At 44.8% G+C, this 19,556-nt stretch carries 18 protein-coding genes; 10 read left to right on the plus strand and 8 right to left on the minus strand.

Annotation, left to right across the window (positions count from 1 at the left end):
* Position 1: 1 nt before the first annotated feature.
* Positions 2 to 1,996, minus strand: a complete 1,995-nt coding sequence (gene tkt / locus OAG1_RS17670; RefSeq protein ID WP_016400867.1) for a transketolase — start codon at positions 1,994 to 1,996, stop codon at positions 2 to 4.
* A gap of 206 nt (positions 1,997 to 2,202) precedes the next feature.
* Between tkt and OAG1_RS17675 the strand changes: the two genes are divergently transcribed.
* From OAG1_RS17675 to ruvX, 8 genes are all read left to right on the plus strand, one after another.
* Entirely contained in the window at positions 2,203 to 3,474 is a 1,272-nt protein-coding gene (locus OAG1_RS17675; RefSeq protein WP_338622217.1) for a chloride channel protein, read from the plus strand.
* Between the two features lie 350 nt (positions 3,475 to 3,824).
* Entirely contained in the window at positions 3,825 to 4,370 is a 546-nt protein-coding gene (locus OAG1_RS17680) for a hypothetical protein (RefSeq protein ID WP_338622218.1), read from the plus strand.
* A 360-nt stretch (positions 4,371 to 4,730) separates the two neighbouring features.
* The gene (gene metK, locus OAG1_RS17685) at positions 4,731 to 5,882 is read left to right on the plus strand and encodes a methionine adenosyltransferase (protein WP_338622219.1); all 1,152 of its coding nucleotides are present in this window, start codon (positions 4,731 to 4,733) and stop codon (positions 5,880 to 5,882) included.
* Positions 5,883 to 5,964: 82 nt separating this feature from the next.
* Positions 5,965 to 6,450 carry a SprT family zinc-dependent metalloprotease gene (locus tag OAG1_RS17690; protein WP_338626441.1) on the plus strand — a complete coding sequence of 162 codons (486 nt, stop codon included), beginning with the start codon at positions 5,965 to 5,967 and terminating at the stop codon, positions 6,448 to 6,450.
* Positions 6,451 to 6,556: 106 nt separating this feature from the next.
* Complete coding sequence (gene rsmE / locus OAG1_RS17695) at positions 6,557 to 7,288, plus strand: 16S rRNA (uracil(1498)-N(3))-methyltransferase (protein WP_338622220.1); 732 nt, start codon at positions 6,557 to 6,559, stop codon at positions 7,286 to 7,288.
* Positions 7,289 to 8,245: a glutathione synthase gene (gshB, locus tag OAG1_RS17700; RefSeq protein WP_016400860.1), complete on the plus strand. Its 957-nt coding sequence runs from the start codon at positions 7,289 to 7,291 to the stop codon at positions 8,243 to 8,245.
* 27 nt (positions 8,246 to 8,272) lie between these two features.
* Entirely contained in the window at positions 8,273 to 8,836 is a 564-nt protein-coding gene (locus OAG1_RS17705) for a YqgE/AlgH family protein (protein WP_016400859.1), read from the plus strand.
* Positions 8,836 to 9,264, plus strand: coding sequence for a Holliday junction resolvase RuvX (ruvX, locus tag OAG1_RS17710; protein ID WP_338622221.1), 429 nt, complete (start codon positions 8,836 to 8,838; stop codon positions 9,262 to 9,264). Before OAG1_RS17705 ends, ruvX begins: the two co-directional genes overlap by 1 nt.
* A 61-nt stretch (positions 9,265 to 9,325) precedes the next feature.
* Here ruvX and OAG1_RS17715 read toward each other — a convergent pair whose 3' ends face one another.
* A complete protein-coding gene (locus tag OAG1_RS17715) occupies positions 9,326 to 10,744 on the minus strand; it encodes an alanine/glycine:cation symporter family protein (protein ID WP_338622222.1) in 1,419 nt (472 codons plus the stop codon).
* A 307-nt stretch (positions 10,745 to 11,051) separates the two neighbouring features.
* Between OAG1_RS17715 and OAG1_RS17720 the strand changes: the two genes are divergently transcribed.
* Positions 11,052 to 11,219: a DUF3545 family protein gene (locus OAG1_RS17720; RefSeq protein WP_016400856.1), complete on the plus strand. Its 168-nt coding sequence runs from the start codon at positions 11,052 to 11,054 to the stop codon at positions 11,217 to 11,219.
* 51 nt (positions 11,220 to 11,270) lie between these two features.
* Here the strand turns inward: OAG1_RS17720 and OAG1_RS17725 are convergent, their stop codons facing one another.
* Entirely contained in the window at positions 11,271 to 11,828 is a 558-nt protein-coding gene (locus OAG1_RS17725) for a hemerythrin domain-containing protein (RefSeq protein ID WP_016400855.1), read from the minus strand.
* A 428-nt stretch (positions 11,829 to 12,256) separates the two neighbouring features.
* On the opposite strand from OAG1_RS17725, the gene grcA reads away from it, so the two are divergent.
* The gene (grcA, locus tag OAG1_RS17730) at positions 12,257 to 12,637 is read left to right on the plus strand and encodes an autonomous glycyl radical cofactor GrcA (RefSeq protein ID WP_016400854.1); all 381 of its coding nucleotides are present in this window, start codon (positions 12,257 to 12,259) and stop codon (positions 12,635 to 12,637) included.
* 67 nt (positions 12,638 to 12,704) lie between these two features.
* Here the strand turns inward: grcA and tesB are convergent, their stop codons facing one another.
* The 5 genes from tesB to thrA all read right to left on the minus strand — a co-directional run bounded on the left by tesB (position 12,705) and on the right by thrA (position 19,345).
* Positions 12,705 to 13,565: an acyl-CoA thioesterase II gene (tesB, locus tag OAG1_RS17735; RefSeq protein ID WP_152780454.1), complete on the minus strand. Its 861-nt coding sequence runs from the start codon at positions 13,563 to 13,565 to the stop codon at positions 12,705 to 12,707.
* Between the two features lie 355 nt (positions 13,566 to 13,920).
* Positions 13,921 to 14,559 carry a hypothetical protein gene (locus OAG1_RS17740; RefSeq protein ID WP_338622223.1) on the minus strand — a complete coding sequence of 213 codons (639 nt, stop codon included), beginning with the start codon at positions 14,557 to 14,559 and terminating at the stop codon, positions 13,921 to 13,923.
* A gap of 73 nt (positions 14,560 to 14,632) precedes the next feature.
* Complete coding sequence (gene thrC, locus OAG1_RS17745; protein WP_338622224.1) at positions 14,633 to 15,910, minus strand: threonine synthase; 1,278 nt, start codon at positions 15,908 to 15,910, stop codon at positions 14,633 to 14,635.
* Entirely contained in the window at positions 15,907 to 16,872 is a 966-nt protein-coding gene (gene thrB, locus OAG1_RS17750; protein ID WP_221076073.1) for a homoserine kinase, read from the minus strand. Before thrB ends, thrC begins: the two co-directional genes overlap by 4 nt.
* Position 16,873: 1 nt before the next feature.
* Positions 16,874 to 19,345, minus strand: coding sequence for a bifunctional aspartate kinase/homoserine dehydrogenase I (thrA, locus tag OAG1_RS17755; protein ID WP_016400849.1), 2,472 nt, complete (start codon positions 19,343 to 19,345; stop codon positions 16,874 to 16,876).
* Positions 19,346 to 19,556 lie beyond the last annotated feature (211 nt).

The raw sequence follows: 19,556 nt of genomic DNA on the forward strand, positions 1-19,556 counted from the left end.
CTTATAGTAGTTCGTTAGCCATGCTCACTAAGTTTTCTTTAGTGAAGCCAAATAGCTTGAATAGTTCACCAGCAGGCGCTGATTCACCAAAGGTAGTCATACCTAAAACTTTGCCGTCGAAGCCAACGTACTTGTACCAAAAGTCAGCAATACCGGCTTCTACTGCAATACGTTTACGCACAGCATTAGGTAATACAGATTCACGGTATTCAGCAGATTGCGCATCAAATACATCGGTAGCAGGCATAGACACTACTCGTACTGCTTTACCTGCAGCAGTCAGCTCTTCGTAAGCCGCAACTGCTAGTTCTACTTCAGAACCGGTGGCAATTAAGATTAACTCTGGTGTACCTGCACTGTCTTTAAGCACGTAACCACCACGTGCTACGTCTGCTAACTGCTGAGCATCACGCGCTTGCGGCGCTAGACCTTGGCGAGAGAAAATTAGTGAGGTTGGGCCGTCGCTGCGCTCTACCGCATGACGCCAAGCCACTGCAGACTCAACCGAGTCACATGGGCGCCAGGTGCTCATGTTAGGCGTTAAACGTAAGCTTGCAGTTTGCTCTACCGCTTGGTGAGTTGGGCCATCTTCGCCCAAACCAATTGAATCGTGCGTGTATACAAAGATCGCAGGTTGCTTCATTAATGCAGCCATACGTAAAGCGTTACGCGCGTATTCCATAAACATTAAGAAGGTTGCACCGTAGGCCTTTAGGCCGCCGTGCAAAGTAATGCCGTTCATAATGGCCGACATACCAAACTCACGAACACCGTAGTGCATGTAGTTGCCTGAAGCATCTTCAGCAGTAACAGCTTCAGAGCCAGACCACATAGTAAGGTTAGATGGCGCTAAGTCAGCACTACCACCTAGTAGCTCTGGCAATTTAGGACCAAAGGCTTCTAGTGTTTTTTGTGAAGATTGGCGGGTAGCAATTTTAGCTTGGCTTTCTTGCAACTCGCTAATGTAGTTATCGGCAAACTCTTTCCAGTCGGCAGGTAGTTGACCATCAACACGACGCTTAAATTCAGCAGCCAACGCTGGGTGAGCTGCTTCATAACCAGCAAATAACTGATTCCACTCTGATTGCGCTTTTTCACCATTAGGTTTGGCATCCCACGCTTGATAAACATCTTGTGGAATATCAAACGCAGCGTGTGGCCAGTTTAAGAATTCACGGGCAGCAGCGATTTCTTCAGCGCCTAGTGGAGCACCGTGACAATCGTGGCTACCAGATTTGTTTGGCGAACCAAAACCAATAACGGTTTTACAACAAATCATGGTTGGGCGAGTAGTTTCAGCTTGAGCAGCTTTAATTGCAGCGCTAATCGCTTCACTGTCGTGACCATCTACGCCACCAATTACGTGCCAACCGTAGGATTCAAAACGCTTAACTGTGTCATCGGTAAACCAACCTTCAACTTCACCATCAATCGAGATGCCGTTGTCATCCCAGAATGCGATAAGTTTGCCTAGGCCTTGAGTACCCGCCAAAGAACATGCTTCGTGCGAGATACCTTCCATCAAACAACCGTCACCAAGGAAGGTGTAAGTGTAGTGATCAACTACAGGGAAGCCATCGCGGTTAAATTGAGCCGCTAAGATTTTCTCGGCTAGCGCCATACCAACTGCGTTGGTAATACCTTGGCCTAATGGGCCAGTGGTGGTTTCTACGCCAGGTGCATATCCGTACTCTGGGTGACCAGGCGTTTTAGAATGCAGCTGACGGAAGTTTTTAAGCTCTTCAATAGGTAGCTGATACCCAGAAAGGTGCAGTAGAGAATACAGCAACATTGAGCCATGGCCGTTAGATAGAATAAAGCGGTCACGGTCTGCCCAGTTTGGGTCAGTTGGGTTGTGTTTCAAAAAGTCGCGCCATAGAACTTCAGCAATGTCGGCCATTCCCATTGGTGCACCAGGGTGACCAGAGTTAGCTTGCTGAACTGCATCCATGCTTAAAGCACGAATAGCGTTGGCGTATTGACGACGAGAAGACATGAATTTCTCCTGCAAATATTAGGGCTATTGGGTATCGAGAGGCGCGTATTGTCACAAAGTCAACGGTGTTACTCAATATTTATCTAAAAAGAATCTCCAGTTTTATGCATTTTTTCTACTGAATGCTTAAGCAATCGCATATTTACAGTTTGAATCTTCGTGATAAAGTCTTGATATAAGAACCAAACAAGGACGTTAAACAAAAAATGGCGAACAACTTTGCTTTTCGCAGCCGCAGTTTTTTTGTTTACCTGTTCATAGGTTTGTTCTCCAGTGGCTTAGCATTATTGTTTAGTGATCTCGCCCACCTCAACCCTAATCAGTTTCTTGATTCGCCCTTGCCTGCTTATTCACTGCCCTTTATTGCGGCTATTTGTATTCTGTTGTTTGAGCGCTTATTTAGTCGTTACAAACAAGTGGGTTTAATTTTTGTGGTGAAGGCTTACCACTTTGATGAGGGGCAGCTGCACTGGGGTAACCTGATATATCAGTTTGCGGTAGGCCTGCTGTTAACGTGGGGAGGCTATGCCGTAGGAATAGTTGGCCCAGCCTGTTATCTAAGTGCGGTTGTTGCCAGTAATTTGTCTTACACCGCGCGCTTAACCGAAGGTCAAGTACGCTTAAGTGTCGCATGTGGCACTGCCGCGGCAGTAGCGGCTTTATTCAATGCTCCGTTGGCCGGTACAGTGATAGCTTATGAGTTAGTCATGCGCCGATTTAATTGGCGCTCTATCGCCACCATTGCGGTGGTGGCGGCAACAGCTAGCGTTATATCGCAATTGCATGGTGGAAGCATGTTAACAATTAACCTGCCTCCACAGTCTTTTGAATGGCATGGTTTAGCCCAGTTTGCCTTACTCGGCATGTTGTGTGGTGTATTTGCTACTTTGCTGGTTAAGCTTATTCGCGCCATGCCTAAACTTAACCGCAACTATGCGGTAACTATTGCGGCTAGTGTGACAGCCTTAGCAGGACTACTAAACCCTCAATGGTTAGGTTTAGAACCTATTACGCCAAACGGTTTACTTTATTGGGAGTTAGATCTTGGCCAACAGCACCTCTGGTTATTAGCTAGGATCGTCTTAACCACTGTAGCTTTAGCCTTTGCCCTACCCGGTGGCAGCTTAGGTCCCATGTTGGTAATTGGCGGTATTTTAGGCAGTATAATTGGCGAGGTTATTCCTGATAGTGCAGACTTAATGCTAGTGATAGTAGGTATGGGCGCCATGTTTGGCGCAGTATTTCGCACCCCCTGGGCAGCGTTTTTACTCATTACCGAACAAACCATGCAGGTTGAAATTGTTATTCCAGCCATAGTGGCGTGTTTGTGCGCCAGTGCCATTGCCAAATATATCTTCCGTTCACCCAGTTTAATTGAGCAGCAACTACTCAATGCACAAATCCGCTTAATCAATAGCCCCGTTCTAGTTAAAGAAGAAAACAAAACGCTAGATAGTGAACAATTGCAGCAAAGTTAAATGTAAGACTCGGCAATAGCAGCGGCGACAAAGACAGCTAAAATACAAACACCCTCGCATTCTCTATATACCAAAACAACTCGCTAGCTCGATAAACTGAGCAGCGCTCTCCCAACAAATGCAGAAACGAAAAGCTCAGTCCCAGCATTACAGATAGCAAAACCCTAACTAGCAAAAATGAGCCGATAATACCTATCAAATAAGACAAGAAAGGAGCTATTCGCCGGAAAAACTAGGTGAAATGAAAATGAGAACGGTATCACAGAAAAATACGATAGGCTTGCAGGCTTAAGTGTTCTAGAATGACACGGATATTAATAGTGGCTTTGTATTTTATAGGGATTTTTTTTATGCGCCGCCCAGTTGTACTGTTAATAATGGCTTGGTTTTCAGGTCACGTTTTTGCTGCCGTAAATACCGACACCACCACCTTCCAAGCTAATAGTCGAGTGATTAAAAGCTTCAGCGATGAACATGGTGAAACCACCAAGCACATACCTAGCATCAAAAAGTTCGATGCTGGCCAATACTTCTATTCACAAACTCTTAAGTACCACGACTTTGTTTGGTCATGTAAAGAATACGATGACGGCGGCCAATGCCTTGATTTAACCCGTAGCCCTCGTCCTCCCATTCGCTTAGTCTCTTTTGTGCATGACCGAAATGACCAAAGTAAAATTCAAGCCGATTTAGTGCTGCTTTATAACCAGCAGAACGACAAAAAAATTGAGCTAATTAACTTGAGTGAAGACAGGACCGCTCGTAGCAAATATCAAGTTTCTACTCTGCCGGTTGTAGTGATTGTGCGTGGCGACGAAGAAATCGCTCGCAAAACAGGACTCGAAACCAGGCAAAACATGAGTAACTGGATCAAGCACGAACTGAGCAAGCCCTAACAACGTAGCTTGCATTCAAACTTGTACACTTAGCAGCTTTAGAAGCTGCTAAGTGTTATATAGTTCAAGTAAAGATCTAACAGCCACCACTTTTAGGCTTTTCTAAGCAGTGCTCTGTATCTGCCGTTCTGACTTACCACCAGCCCCTACAGATAGCTAAGCGATTAGCAACAAAATAGTTTTTGCTAAAATCTTAAAATTGAAAGCCTGCGTATTAATGGGCAAATTCAATAAAACTAATCTGCCAATGTGAATTATTTTCATTAATAAGCGCTAGCAAATCTTTTACCCCTCACTTAGAATAGACGTCCAGATGGTAAAACATCCATACGTATATAAATCCATTTACGAGATATAAACATGGCTACTCATTTATTTACTTCAGAATCAGTGTCTGAAGGGCATCCAGACAAAATTGCAGATCAAATCTCTGATGCAGTATTGGACGCGATCTTAGAGCAAGACCCAAAGGCACGTGTAGCCTGTGAAACCTACGTAAAAACCGGCATGGTAATGGTAGGCGGCGAAATCAATACCTCAGCTTGGGTTGATATCGAAGAACTTGCTCGCTCAACAGTACGTGACATTGGCTACACCCACTCAGATATGGGTTTTGATGCTGACTCTTGTGCTGTGCTTAACGTTGTGGGCAAACAAAGCCCAGACATTAACCAAGGAGTAGACCGCTCGCGCCCAGAAGATCAAGGCGCTGGTGACCAAGGTTTAATGTTTGGTTATGCTACCAACGAAACCGACGTATTAATGCCTGCACCCATTACTTACTCTCACTTGCTGGTTAAGCGCCAAGCTGAAGTGCGCAAAAATGGCACGCTTGACTGGTTACGTCCAGACGCTAAATCACAGGTTACCTTTGCTTACGAGAATGGCATTATCACTGGCATCGACGCTGTAGTTTTATCTACTCAGCACTGTGACAGCATCTCTACTGCCGATTTACGTGAAGCCGTAATGGAAGAAATCATTAAGCCAGTATTACCTGCACAGTGGCTTAACGATAAAACCCAGTTTCACATTAACCCTACTGGCCGCTTTGTAATTGGTGGCCCAATGGGTGATTGTGGCTTAACAGGTCGTAAAATTATTGTAGATACCTACGGCGGCATGGCACGTCATGGTGGCGGTGCATTCTCTGGTAAAGATCCTTCAAAAGTTGACCGCAGTGCCGCATACGCTGGCCGCTATGTAGCTAAAAATATTGTTGCCGCAGGTTTAGCCGATCGCTGTGAGATTCAAGTATCGTATGCAATTGGTGTAGCGGAGCCGACTTCAATCAGCATTGATACCTTTGGCACCGGCAAAATTGCCGATGACAAATTAGTGGCTTTAGTGCGTAAGCACTTTGACCTGCGCCCTTACGGTATTTTAAGCATGCTAGATTTGGAACGCCCAATCTACAAAGCAACCGCTGCTTACGGTCACTTTGGTCGTGAAGAGTTCCCTTGGGAAGCGACTGATAAAGCAGAACAACTAAAGAGTGAAGCTGGCTTATAAGCTATTGCTCACTCGTTAAATTAAGCCGAAAGCGTATAATCGTCGATTATCCTTTCGGCTTTTTTATTGGCTAAGTCTAAGAATTCAATTTGTGCAGCAAATAACTCATCAAGTAGAACAGTGCTTTAGGCTGGCTGAAAGCTATTTTAAGCAAAGCTTTAAGCGCCCCGCGCTGGTGCTGTCATCGCGAAAAAGTAAAGTGGCGGGCAGTGCCAATTTAAGCCAATGGCGCTTGCGTTTTAACGCCCACTTTTATCTGCAGCAACCAGAACACTTTTTGGCGCAAACCGTCCCTCACGAAGTCGCTCATCTGGTCTGCCATGCGGTTTATGGCCGAGTAAAACCCCACGGTGTAGAATGGCAACAGATAATGCAGCAGGTTTTTAACTGCCCCGCTGCGACCACTCACAACTACTCACTAGAACATCTACAGCTAAGTAGTTTTGAATATCGCTGTGCCTGCCAAGTTCATCAATTAAGCGTACGGCGTCATAACAAAGTGCTAAAAGGGGCCAGTTATCAATGTCGTAAGTGCCACGCGCCATTAATCGCCAGCACTTTAAACTAAGCCAACTAGTTTAAATAGTGCCGCTGGGCTTAAGCGCTTTTTAGGTTTATCCTTTAACGGTCAACTCCTTAACCATTACAACTATCCAAAAGGCCTATTTCTCACCATGCGCATTCCACGAATTTTCCACTCTCAGCCGCTCTCGCTAAACATGGTCACAGAGCTTGATGATGAAGCAGCCAATCACGTTGGGCGGGTACTGCGCATGGAAGTTGGCCAGCAACTTGAGCTGTTTAATAACGACGGCAATAACTACGCAGCACAAATAGAAAACGCCAGTAAAAAGCATGTGTCGGTGAAAATTACCGCAGTTACCGCTAACCCTAGCGAGTCTCCTCTGCATATCCATCTAGGCCAAGTGATTTCTCGTGGTGACAGAATGGAGTTTACCATTCAAAAATCCGTGGAATTGGGGGTCAATAAAATCACTCCTCTCACCAGCGAGCGTTGTGGGGTCAAGCTCAACCAAGAGCGCTTTGAGAAGAAGCGTCAACAATGGCAAAAAATTGCTATTGCTGCTTGTGAGCAGTCGGGGCGCAGTGTTGTGCCAGAAATAGCGCCACTACAAAGCCTAGAGCAATGGGCCAGCGAAGAGTCTGCCGCTATGAAGTTGAATTTGCACCCAAAGGCCCCATATAGCATTAAGACCCTGCCAACTCCTGAACACGGAGTAAGGCTACTTATTGGGCCAGAAGGTGGCTTAAGCGAGCAAGAAATTGAGAACTGCAATCAGCATCAGTTTCAAGAGACAATTTTAGGGCCGCGGGTACTGCGAACCGAAACCGCAGCCCTTACGGCTATTACCGCTTTGCAATGTCAATTTGGAGACTTAGCATAAATGAGCATTAAACTTGGTATCGTGATGGATCCCATCGCCGACATTAACATCAAAAAAGATTCTAGTTTCGCCATGTTGCTAGAAGCTCAATCACGCGGCTACGAGATTTACTACATGGAGATGCAAGATCTCTATTTAGATGGCGGCAGAGCTGCAGCTAATATGCGCCCATTGGCCGTGCAACATGACGAGCAATCTTGGTATGAATTAGGCAGTGAAGTGGATCAAAGCTTGAGTGAGCTAGATGTCATTTTAATGCGTAAAGACCCTCCATTTGATACCGAGTTTATCTACGCCACATATATTTTGGAGCGCGCTGAAGCTGAGGGCAGCTTAATCATTAACAAGCCGCAAAGCTTACGCGACGCTAACGAGAAATTGTTTACAGCTTGGTTTGCCGAGTTTACCCCAACCACACTAGTTAGCAGCGATATGCCGCGCTTAAAAGCTTTCCACCAGCAACACAAAGACGTCATCATGAAGCCGCTAGATGGTATGGGCGGAGCGTCTATCTTTCGCCTAAAAGAAGGCGATCCAAATGTTGGCGTGATACTCGAAACACTCACTAATCATGGTCAAGAGTACTGCATGGCGCAGAAGTTCATCCCTGAAATTGTAGATGGTGATAAACGCATTTTGATCGTAGATGGTGAGCCTATGCCCTATTGCTTAGCGCGCATTCCATCGAAAGGCGAAACCCGTGGCAACCTGGCTGCAGGTGGCCGAGGTGTTGCCCAACCACTATCAGACAGTGACTGGCACATCGCTAATGCCATAGGCCCGGCTCTAAAAGAAAAAGGCTTAGTATTTGTAGGCTTAGATGTAATTGGCGATAAGGTGACTGAAATAAACGTCACCAGCCCTACCTGTATCAAAGAAATTGAAGCAGCCTACGATATTTCCATTACCGGTAAGTTAATGGATGCAATAGAAGCTAGACTTAAATCATCAACCTAAGTAGTTAAAAGGGTTAATTTGGACGCAATGAACACTTTGCAGAATCAGTTTTTAATCGCCATGCCGAGCTTAGAAGACCCTTTCTTCAAGCGCTCTGTAGTCTATATGTGTGAACACAATGAAGAAGGCGCAATGGGCCTGGTGATTAATGTACCGGTAGACTTATCGGTAGAATCACTGCTGCAACAAATAGAGCTGCAAGACCAAGTAGAAATGATCCGAGAAGATTTGGACCGCCCGGTTTATCAAGGCGGTCCAGTGTCTCAAGAGCGAGGTTTTGTGCTGCATTCACCGGTAAAAGGCTTTAGTAGCAGCTTAAAAGTAAGTGAAGAGCTAATGGTCACCACATCTAAGGATGTACTCGATACCTTAGGCACTGATTCCCAGCCTAGCGATTATATCGTCACCTTAGGTTATGCCAGCTGGGAAGCGGGACAGCTAGAGCAAGAGATTGCTGAAAACTCTTGGCTAACCTTACCGGCCAGTACTGACATTATTTTCTCAACCCCCATTCATAAACGTTGGGAAGCCGCGGCCAAAAGTTTGGGCATTGATATCTGGCAATTATCTAACCAAGTAGGTCACGCTTAATGGCCAGACCTGGAGAGCGCTCAGCCCTTGCTTTTGACTTTGGAACCAAAAGTATTGGTGTTGCCATCGGTCAAGAGTTAACGGGCTCAGCTAAGCCGCTGGCCGCCATCAAAGCTCAAGATGGCATTCCAAATTGGCAAACTTTAGAAGAACTGCTCAAGCTATGGCAGCCCGATCTACTGGTAATTGGTTTGCCGCTTAACATGGACGGCACCGAGCAAGATCTCACCAACCGAGCCAAGAAGTTCGCCAACCGCCTACATGGCCGTTTTGGCTACCCAATTGCGATGCAAGATGAGCGCTTGACCACGGTAGACGCCAAAGAAAAGTTATTTGAGTTAGGCGGTTATAAAGCCTTAGAAAAAGGCGCCGTAGATAGCCTAGCCGCCGCCTTAATTTTTGAAAGCTGGTGCGCCGAGCAATACTAGTTGCTCGCCTAAATTAGTTAATAAAAAGCCTCGATATTATCGAGGCTTTTTGTTTGAAGAACTAAGCCTTCTGTTTACTGGAGCCAGACCAAATATCTTTATCTATTTGCTGTTTCAATTCTGGGTACTCGTCGCTGTTGAAACTTGGCACTTTGCCGGCGTCTAGCTGACGATTGTAGTCAGAGGCTAGTTTCACTACCACACCAGAGAGCATCAAAATCGCCACAAGGTTAACTAGCGCCATAAAGCCCATCGATACATCGGCCAAATTCCAAATAATGTCTATTTTGACCACTGCGCCTACCATTACCATTGCTAGTACCAACAAACGGAAGATCCACAAACCAGCTTTATGATTGTGCTCTAAGAAGATTAAGTTAGTTTCTGCATACGAGTAGTTACCCACAATAGATGTGAAAGCAAAGAAAATAATCGCAATACCTACAAAGTAGCTTCCCCAGGCACCCACTTGACCACTTAAAGCTTGCTGGGTTAGTGCAATACCATCACCGGTAAGTTGCTCGTTATGGCTAAGCAAAATAATCGCTGCAGTGGCAGTACAAATCACCACCGTGTCGATAAATACCCCAAGCATCTGCACATAGCCCTGAGAAGCCGGGTGCGGCGGATAAGGCGTTGCTGTGGCCGCTGCGTTAGGCGCACTACCCATACCAGCTTCATTAGAGAATAAGCCACGCTTAATACCGTTCATCATAGCGGCGCCTAAAGCACCAGCACCAGCCTCCTCAAAACCAAAAGCCGAGCGGAAGATAAGGCCGAACACCTCTGGCATTTGTTGAATATTCGCCAATACAACCAGCAAGGCCACAACCACATAAGCTAAGGCCATCACTGGCACCACTAACTCAGCAAAACGAGCGATGCTGCGAATACCGCCAAAAATAATCAGTGCAGCCGCTATCACCAGTACTATGCCCACTAGGTATTTCTCAAAGCCAAATGCTTCATGCAAAGCAGAAGCAATAGAGTTAGCTTGTACGGCGTTAAACACCAAGCCAAATGCAATAATTAGACAAATGGCAAATACCACGCCCATCCAACGTTTGCCTAAGCCTTGTTCCATGTAATAAGACGGGCCGCCGCGAAAATTACCATCGCTGTCTTTTACTTTATAAAGCTGGGCTAAGCTGCTTTCAGCAAAGCTAGTTGCCATACCCAACAAGGCAATTAGCCACATCCAAAATACCGCACCAGGCCCACCTAAGGTTACTGCAACAGCCACACCGGCTAAATTACCGGTACCTACCCGCGCCGCAAGACTAGTACATAAGGCTTGAAATGAGGAGATACCACTAGCATCACATTTACGGCTAGACTTCATTACCGAAAACATATGGCCAAAATGGCGAAATTGAATAAATTTGGTTCTTACAGTGAACAACACACCCGTACCCAACAACAAGTAGATGAGCAAGTTGCCCCACAGCACATCGTTTAACCAGTTCACAATCTCATTCATGGTTCAGATTCACCTTACGTTTAATGTTGGTTAAAAACCTAAGCTAGGTTTGAATGGACGCGGATTTTAAGGAACTGCGCGCGACTATGCTTTGATATATAACAAAAACAAGATAAAAACTCACATTGATATAAATTAACGGTATAAAAATCCAGAGCTACAAATAGCAACTACAGATAAAGCTTAGAAAATCTCGCAAAAAAAGCCTAAAAAAGTGAGCCACTGTAACTATTTTGCAACATTAGTATTTTACTTTTTGTGCTCGTATGGTACTTATTAAATTGCAACAACATACAAGGAGATAACCATGGATAGGCTAGACTTGGATACTGTTGAAACCAGCAAATCTTCTCGCAGTTCAAATAAGAAACGTAAGTGGCGAGAGATTGAGGCAATTAAAGATAAGATTCGCTTACAAAAAGAACTACAGTCAATCGACCACAGTTTTGATCTTCAATCAGAGTACGAATACTAAACAAAAAAACCCGGCTTTAGCCGGGTTTTTTATTTGCTTAAATTATACTCTTTACTCTTCTTCTTGAGGTTGAGACAGCTTAATTCGCTCAGACAAAGCTTTATATTGCTCATGAACACGGTGACCAAATAATGGGTCTTCGTAATTACCGTGCTGCCAGCTTTGCTCAATTGCGCGCCAATCATCCGCTGTAAGGTGGCGTTTTAAGGCAGGGAAAACCACATCCTCTTCGTAATTAAGGTGTTCCCACTGAGCATTAATAAAGGCTTCCAGCTTGTCACTAAATTGATCCAGCGGAACCACTGCGTCAAGCAAGATGATATCTAAGATATCGCTCAACTCATCGGTCATCGCCATAAGATTTTCATGCTGCTTCTTAAGTTGATTGGATAAATCATCCTCTACTACACGGTATTTCACGTAGTAATCATAAATAAGATCTTCTTTGGGGTGGTGGTAACGGTCTGCGTACTCTTGCATGTAGCTAATGATATGGGCGATCAACTTATATTTAACCGCTTTCTCATTGCGAATATGAGCCAACTTCTGCTCTAACACCTTCAGCAATTTAGCGATATTTTGATGATCTTGTTGAAGACTTTGTAACATTGCTTCTCCTTGGCTAACCAGCACTTTTCAAATCAGTATAAAGGACTCACCGTTGTACTATTATTGCGCTAGATCGTTTATTAGACAGATTTGCTTTTCGCTCAGTTCACACTTTTTAAGATAAACACGCCAAAAAACGGGTTTGTACTGTTTGTTAACTACTAAGCCATAAAAAACAAATGCTTGTATAACACATCAATGATAAACGCTTAGTTCTTATTCAAGCACAGCTCAAGGCACTAACACAAGCAATCAAACCTCCTCTTAACCTTAATCAACAAAGATAATAATAAAATTCAAAAAAAACCCTTTTTTGATTAAGGTCAATTGTAGTATAGTTACAGCAAGTGGCGATAATGATTCGTAAGTGGCTCAAGGATCGCTATATTCTGTAATAAAATTACAACTTTTAGCTAATGAGGTATGTTATGACCACCGGTATTCAAATCACTAAAGCAGATAACGACGCACTATTAGGTTCTTTTTGGCTACTAGACAACGAGCAAAATCAAGCTCGCTGCCTATGTGTAAAAGACGAGCTATACGCTGAAGATGAAGTGGTAGCTATCGATAAACTAGGTCAAATCGAATATCGCGAAGTACCAATGAAAGCTCAGCCAATCGAAGAAGGTGGCCAACACCTAAACGTTAACGTTCTTCGTCGCGAAACGTTAGAAGATGCAGTTAAGCACCCAGAGAAATACCCGCAGCTTACTATTCGTGTTTCTGGTTACGCTGTTCGCTTCAACTCTCTTACTACTGAGCAACAACAAGACGTAATTACGCGTACTTTTACTGAATCACTATAAGACTCAGTAACTAAAACGAAAAAAGCATGCCTAGGCATGCTTTTTTGTTATCTAGGCTCTACACAAGCTAACTTCGCTCTCTAATTACGCCTTCTTGGATGGTAGACGCAACCAACTTGCCATCTCGAGTAAAGAACTGCCCTCTTACCAATCCTCGGCCATTAGATGCTGCAGGGCTATCCACCACATACAATAACCATTCATCTAAGCGAAAATCATGGTGAAACCACATACTGTGATCAATGGTTGCAGTTTGCATCTGCGGCTCAATAAATGAACGTCCATGAGGCTGCAAAGCGGTAGGCAAAAAGTTGAAGTCAGATGCATAAGCCAATAAGTAGCGATGAATCCGCCCGTCATCGGGCATTTGGCCATTAGCCTTAAACCATACACAACGTTTAGCGGCGAGTTTTTCTGGCTGGAGGGGATTAACAAACTCCACCGGACGCATCTCTAACGGCTTATCACAAATGAACTTGTCACGCACCGCATCGGGTAGCATGTCGCGCAGCTGAAAAGCATACTCTTGCTCTGATTGCAGTTCTTCTGGAGCTGCGACGTCAGGCATTTCATCTTGGTGTTCAAAACCAGTAGACGGCTGCTGAAAAGACGCCGTCATATAGAAAATAGGCTTACCAAATTGAATCGCTTTAACACGGCGAGTAGATACACTACGACCATCACGAATGCTTTCTATATCGTAAACGATACGATGATTGGGATCGCCCGGTCGTAAAAAGTAAGAGTGGAAAGAGTGAACCTGGCGCTTTTCACTCACAGTTTCTTTGGCTGCAGATAAGGCCTGCCCCATTACTTGGCCGCCAAATACTGCACCAAAGCCTAAATCTTGGCTATGCCCGCGAAATAGGCCTTCTTCAATGCGCTCTAAGCTTAATAGCTCGAGCAAATCTTTTAACACTTTACTCATAGTTTTCGTATTTTGTTCTAGCAATCTTTGCAATATGCGTGAGAACGCTGCAAAGATCAACTTGATAGCTAGGCGATATTTATTTGACTAACTAGGGTCTGTTGATCTTTGGTGTTGAAATTTTGTTCGAGATAAGCGGGCTTTAATCGCGGCGAGCACTTAGAAGCCTAGTGGACTAAGTAAGAAGTGCTTAACAAAGAGTAAAGTTCGCTTATCCGAACCCTTCGGGCAGCATTTATTAGCCATTTATTCAGCGTTAGCGAGTGATTATTAAGTCCACTTAACTGTACACTCACTGCCTTGCCTAAATGGCTAATAAATTGCTGCAAAAACCATCGTCAAAGATCAACAGACCCTAGTCACTAATCAGCAAAGGCACTTGCGTTAATTGAGCCAACTGAGTGGCGAAATGTACCAGCTGCTCAATGGCTTGCTCAATATCATTAACTTGTTGAAGCTTACCAGCAATACGTGCCGCAACGAGCTCTTGGCTTAACTGCTCAGCCAGCTCGTCATAAAAAGCTTGAAAAGCCTCTGGGCATTGCTGAATCACTTGGCTAATCGCGGCTGAGTCGTGATACAAAAACTCTATGCCAGCAAAGTCATTGCTAGACCAACGCATCTGCGAATACTGCATAATAGTAAAGTACAACTCAAACCAGCTGTTATAACCCGCCCCCAGCTGATAATAATCGTCATCAAAGTGATGATAGAGAACATTAAAACTAGTTAGCTGATTCTGCGGCTGGGTGAATTGCCAATCCATAAAGTTATACGCTGGCTGCAAAGGCCCATTTGCAAGGCGCATTAAGCTATCCAGCTCACCATGAATGCAGCGAAACATTAGACTAACTTCGCCAGATGTATCAACTAATTCCGCGTAACTCAATTGCTGCTCAGCACTTTGTTGGTAATGCCAAGCATTGCTAGGTTGAGCGTTTGTAGTAGCACTTATTAAACCACTCACTATGCCAATAATCAGGCTGGCTTTCATGCTTTCACCATTTCTTTTACAAACAAAAACAGCGCCATAAAGGGCGCTGTTTTAAATCGTTTAGCCAATCAGCTTAGATGCTCATTAACAAAGTACGCAGTTGAGCAAAATCAGCTGGCATTTCTTTAGATAACAAGTCTAAGTCTGCTCGGTCAGCAAGCGGTTTTGGTAGGTCAATTTCACGTTGTAAAATCTCTTCTACGCTTTCTTTAAACTTAGCTGGATGAGCGGTACATAGGAATAAACCTTGTTCGCCATCGGCTAGTTGCTCGGTAAGTTGCTGATAAGCAATCGCGCCATGCGGCTCACACACGTAACCTAAGTCATCTAAAGCTTTAACCGCTTCAGCAGTTTGCTCATCAGTCATGGCACCTTTGCCTAGGTCACTTAGTGGCCAGCCTTTGGTTTTAAACAGCTCTTCAACACGTGGCCAGTTGTTTGGTTGGCTCACGTCCATGGCATTAGATAAGGTAGCTTGAGTGGGTTTTGGCTCCCAGTTACCTGACGCTAAGTAACGTGGCACCGTATCGTTTACGTTAGTGGCAGCAATAAAACGCTTAATCGGCAAGCCCATAGCTTTAGCAATTAAACCGGCGGTTAAGTTACCAAAGTTGCCTGAAGGCACAGCAACCACTAGTTGCTCACGTTGCGCTTTAGGTAACTGTGCAGCAGCTTCAAAGTAGTAACAAACCTGCGCCACCAAACGGCTAATATTAATAGAGTTTGCCGAGTTTAGACCAATCGCTTGTTTGAGTTCTTGATCGTCAAAGGCTTGTTTAACCATGCTTTGACAAGCATCGAAGTCAGACTCTACCGCTACCGTAGTAATGTTGCCACCAAGGGTACAAAACAGCTTTTCTTGTAGTGGGCTAATCTTACCTTTCGGGTAAAGTACCACTACGTTAATGTTTTCCATGCCATAAAAAGCATGTGCTACTGCTGCGCCGGTATCGCCCGAGGTAGCAGTTAAGATAGTGGTTTTATTACCATTAGAGAACTTGGCTAAACACTGGGCCATAAAGCGGCCGCCAAAATCTTTAAAGGCTAAGGTTGGGCCATGAAATAGCTCTAGCGCACTAATTTGCTCAGTTACCTTATTTAACGGTGCAGTAAAAGTGAAAGCCTTACTTACCATGTCAAATAGCTCAGCTTCAGACAACTCGTTGTCTAATAAAGCCGCGAGCAACTTTGCGCAACGGGCGTGAAAATCTAGTTCCAGCACCGCATCAATATCATCAAATGCAGGAATGCTGTCGGGAAAGAATAAACCTTGCTGTTTACCCAAGCCTTGTTTTACTGCCTGAGTAAAGCTCACCTGCTCTTCGTTGTGTTTTAAGTTATATAAATTCATAGCGACGTTCCTGTTACTCGTGTGCCTTGCTCATCAATTTTACAAACATGGCAAAATCCATCTTCGTTTTGAATAAAGTGTTGTTCTAACCAAGCTTTGGTTCGCTCAGCTTGTTCTAATACTGGGGTAACAATATAAACCGTTGGCCCAGAGCCTGAAATACCACTGGCTAATGCACCACTTTGCGCTGCATAGCTGCGTACTTCATCAAATCCTGGAATTAATTTCGCACGATAAGGTTCAGCCACAATATTATCCTTTAATAAGGCTGCGGCTAACTCTGGCTGCTTACTATAACTGGCATGAACAAAACCTGCCAAATTACGGCCGAATTCTAAGGTGTCTTGGCGGCGATACTGCGCAGGCAAAATAGAGCGTGCTTGAGCGGTTGAAATATTAATGCCTGGGTAGGCAACAATCCAATACCAATCTTCAAAATGGGGAATAGCTTGGCTCGTCACCCCCGCTTCTTGCAACATTAGCTGCATGCCACCTAAATAACATGGCGCTACGTTATCGTAGTGCACGCTGCCGCTAATTTGACCTTCTAACTCGCCCATCATAATTAGCATTTGCTCTTTATTAAATGGCGAATCAAGGTAGGCGTTTAAGCCCTCTAACGCAGCCACTACCGAACAGGCGCTAGAACCCAAACCACTACCAATAGGCAGGTTCTTTTCTAGGGTCATCTTAACGCAGCCAAGTACCTTGCTATGATGCTCTGCATACTGCTTAACAAAGTAGTGGTAGCAATCATAAAGGATGTTCTGTTTAGGATCGGCTGGCAGTTTATGTGCGTATGGACCAACATTTTCGATGATCACATCATCGCCGCTGGCAGCTTCAACCAATACTCGGTCACCTAATAGCTGCCCATCAATTGGCGACAGCGCTGCACCTAAGCTGTCGAAACCTACACTTACATTGGCTGTAGAGGCTGGAGCATAAACAACAACACCCATATTACACCTCTTGGTTCCAGTTAAGCGTTCTTAATACGTCGGCAAATACGCCTGCTGCTGTTACTGCAGTACCCGCACCATAACCACGCAATACTAATGGAATTGGCTGGTAGTAACGGCTGTAGAAGGCTAAGGCATTCTCACCGTCTTTCACGCGGTGTAATGGGTCATCTGCCGCAACGGCACTTAACGACACTTTGCAAACACCTTTATCGATGCTGCCTAGGTAACGCAGTACTTTGCCTTCTGCGGCCGCTTCATCCATAAGCTTAGCGAAATAAGCGTCTGCTTCAGGCAAGCGTTGCATAAAGGCTTCGGTATCTCCGCTTGAATCAAAATTTGGTGGCAAGGCCATATCAATTTGAATATCTTCAATGCTTAGTGGCATGCCAGCTTCACGCGCGAGTATTAGCAGCTTGCGCGCTACGTCCATACCCGATAAATCATCGCGCGGGTCAGGCTCGGTAAAGCCATTTTCACGGGCGATTGTAGTGGCCTCAGAAAAGCTCATGCCTTCGTCTAGCTTGCCAAAGATAAATGACAGAGAGCCAGACAAAATACCGTTAAAGCGCTCTAATTTGTCACCCGCTTTTAGCAGGTTCTGTAGGTTTTCAATCACTGGCAAACCAGCACCTACGTTAGTGTCGTATAAGAACTTACGGCGCATTGCCATGGCCGTTTTACGTAGCTGCTGGTAGTACTCCATGCTCGAAGTGTTGGCTTTTTTGTTGGCCGTAACCACGTGGAAGCCATTCGCTAAAAATTCGGCATATTTACCGGCGATATCATCGTTGCTGGTACAGTCTACGATCACCGGGTTAATTAAGTGGCTTTGGTCTACCAGGTTAGTGACATTGTCTAAAGTAAAGCCACCATTTTCTTCGGTTGCAGCCAATTGCTCTTGCCAGTGCTCAAGATCCAAACCTTTTGAATCTAATAGCAACTTACGGCTGTTAGCTACGCCACAAACACGAATACCGATTTGCTGTTCTTTTAAATGACTCTGCTGGGCATGAATCTGCTCTAACAAAGCACCGCCAACACCACCTACGCCTATTAGGAATAGGTCAATGAAGTGCATGCTATTGAAGAAATTCTGATGACAAGCGCGAATTGCTTCAGCTGCTTTGTCTTGCGACACAACCGCAGAAATTGAACGCTCAGACGAACCTTGAGCAATAGCAACAATGTTAATCGCCACTTCTGCCAGAGAGGTAAAGAAGCGGGCGGCAACGCCTTTACTGCGGCGCATGCTATCGCCCACCAAAGAAATAATCGCCAACTTATCAATGGCTTCAATGGGCTCTAATAGCTGGTTAGCTAACTCGAGTTCAAACTCTTCGTTTAGCGCAGCCAAGGCACGCGATGCATCAATACTGTGAATACAAAAACTTACGCTGTATTCGCAGCTAGATTGCGTAATAAGGGCAACCGATACTTTACTGCGCGAAATGCTCTCAAAGATCCGCCCGGCCATGCCAACCATGCCTTTCATGCCAGGGCCTGAAACCGTCAGCATGGTTAGTTCAGACAAGCTTGATAAAGCTTTAACTGGCAAGTCATCTTGTGCAGGGCTTTGCGCGCCAATTAAGGTGCCTTCACCTTGTGGGTTAAAGGTGTTCTTAATAAGGCAAGGAATATGGTATTGAGCAATTGGGGCAATGGTTTTTGGATGAAGTACTTTAGCGCCAAAGTAGCTAAGCTCCATCGCTTCTGGATAGCTTAAGCTGCGCAACAAGCGAGCGTCTTCAACAATGCGAGGATCACAGTTGTAAACACCATCTACATCGGTCCAAATCTCGCAACATTCAGCATCTAAACAAGCTGCCAAAACTGCTGCGCTGTAATCAGAACCGTTACGCCCAAGTACTACAGTTTCACCTTGCTCGTTACCCGCAGTAAAACCAGGCATTAAGTAGATGAGATCTTCTTGAATCATAGCTTTGTTCAAACGCTGTTTAGAGGCTTGAATATCAACAACCGCTTCTAGATAACCACCGGAAGTAGCCACTAACTTTTGCTGAGGAATGATGATTTCGGCGCTATGACCACGAACCGACAATAAGTGGTTCATAGTATGAATGCTAAGCTTTTCGCCAGTAGACAGTACTTTGGCGCGAATGTTGTCTGGGCACTGCTGTAATAACGCTACGCCTTTCAATAGTTGGCGAAGCTCGCCCAACTCTTGGTGCACCATTAACTGCATTTGCTCTATGGCAAAGCCAGCGTACTTCTCTTTTAGTTTTGACAATAGCTCTTGGAAGGTAGCGTCAATGCGGGTTAAATAGCTTTCGCCATCGTTACCGTGACTAACTTTATCTACTACAGCAACCAAATCATTGGTTACCCCAGCAGGGGCAGACAATACCACCGCCATTTGAGATTGATGCTGATTGCTTAACACAATGTCTGCAGCGCGATTAAAGCGCTCAGCGTCAGCTAAAGATGATCCACCAAATTTTAAGACTCGCATTATTCCTCCCAAAAAAAAACCCGTATCGTGGTTGATACGGGCTTTCTTCGATGTAGTAAGTTGCTACAACCAGCCCGACCCGCATGTGGTGGTGCGGGTAATAGTTCCGGTGGTTGTGTAAGCAAAACGTACTAGCATCTTAATAAAAAACTAAATCCAATTTATGGCCATACCTTAACCAGCTGAGGTGGATAGTCAAGCTTTATTTATC

This window comes from Agarivorans sp. OAG1, from assembly GCF_037076485.1.
Taxonomy (GTDB): domain Bacteria; phylum Pseudomonadota; class Gammaproteobacteria; order Enterobacterales; family Celerinatantimonadaceae; genus Agarivorans; species Agarivorans albus.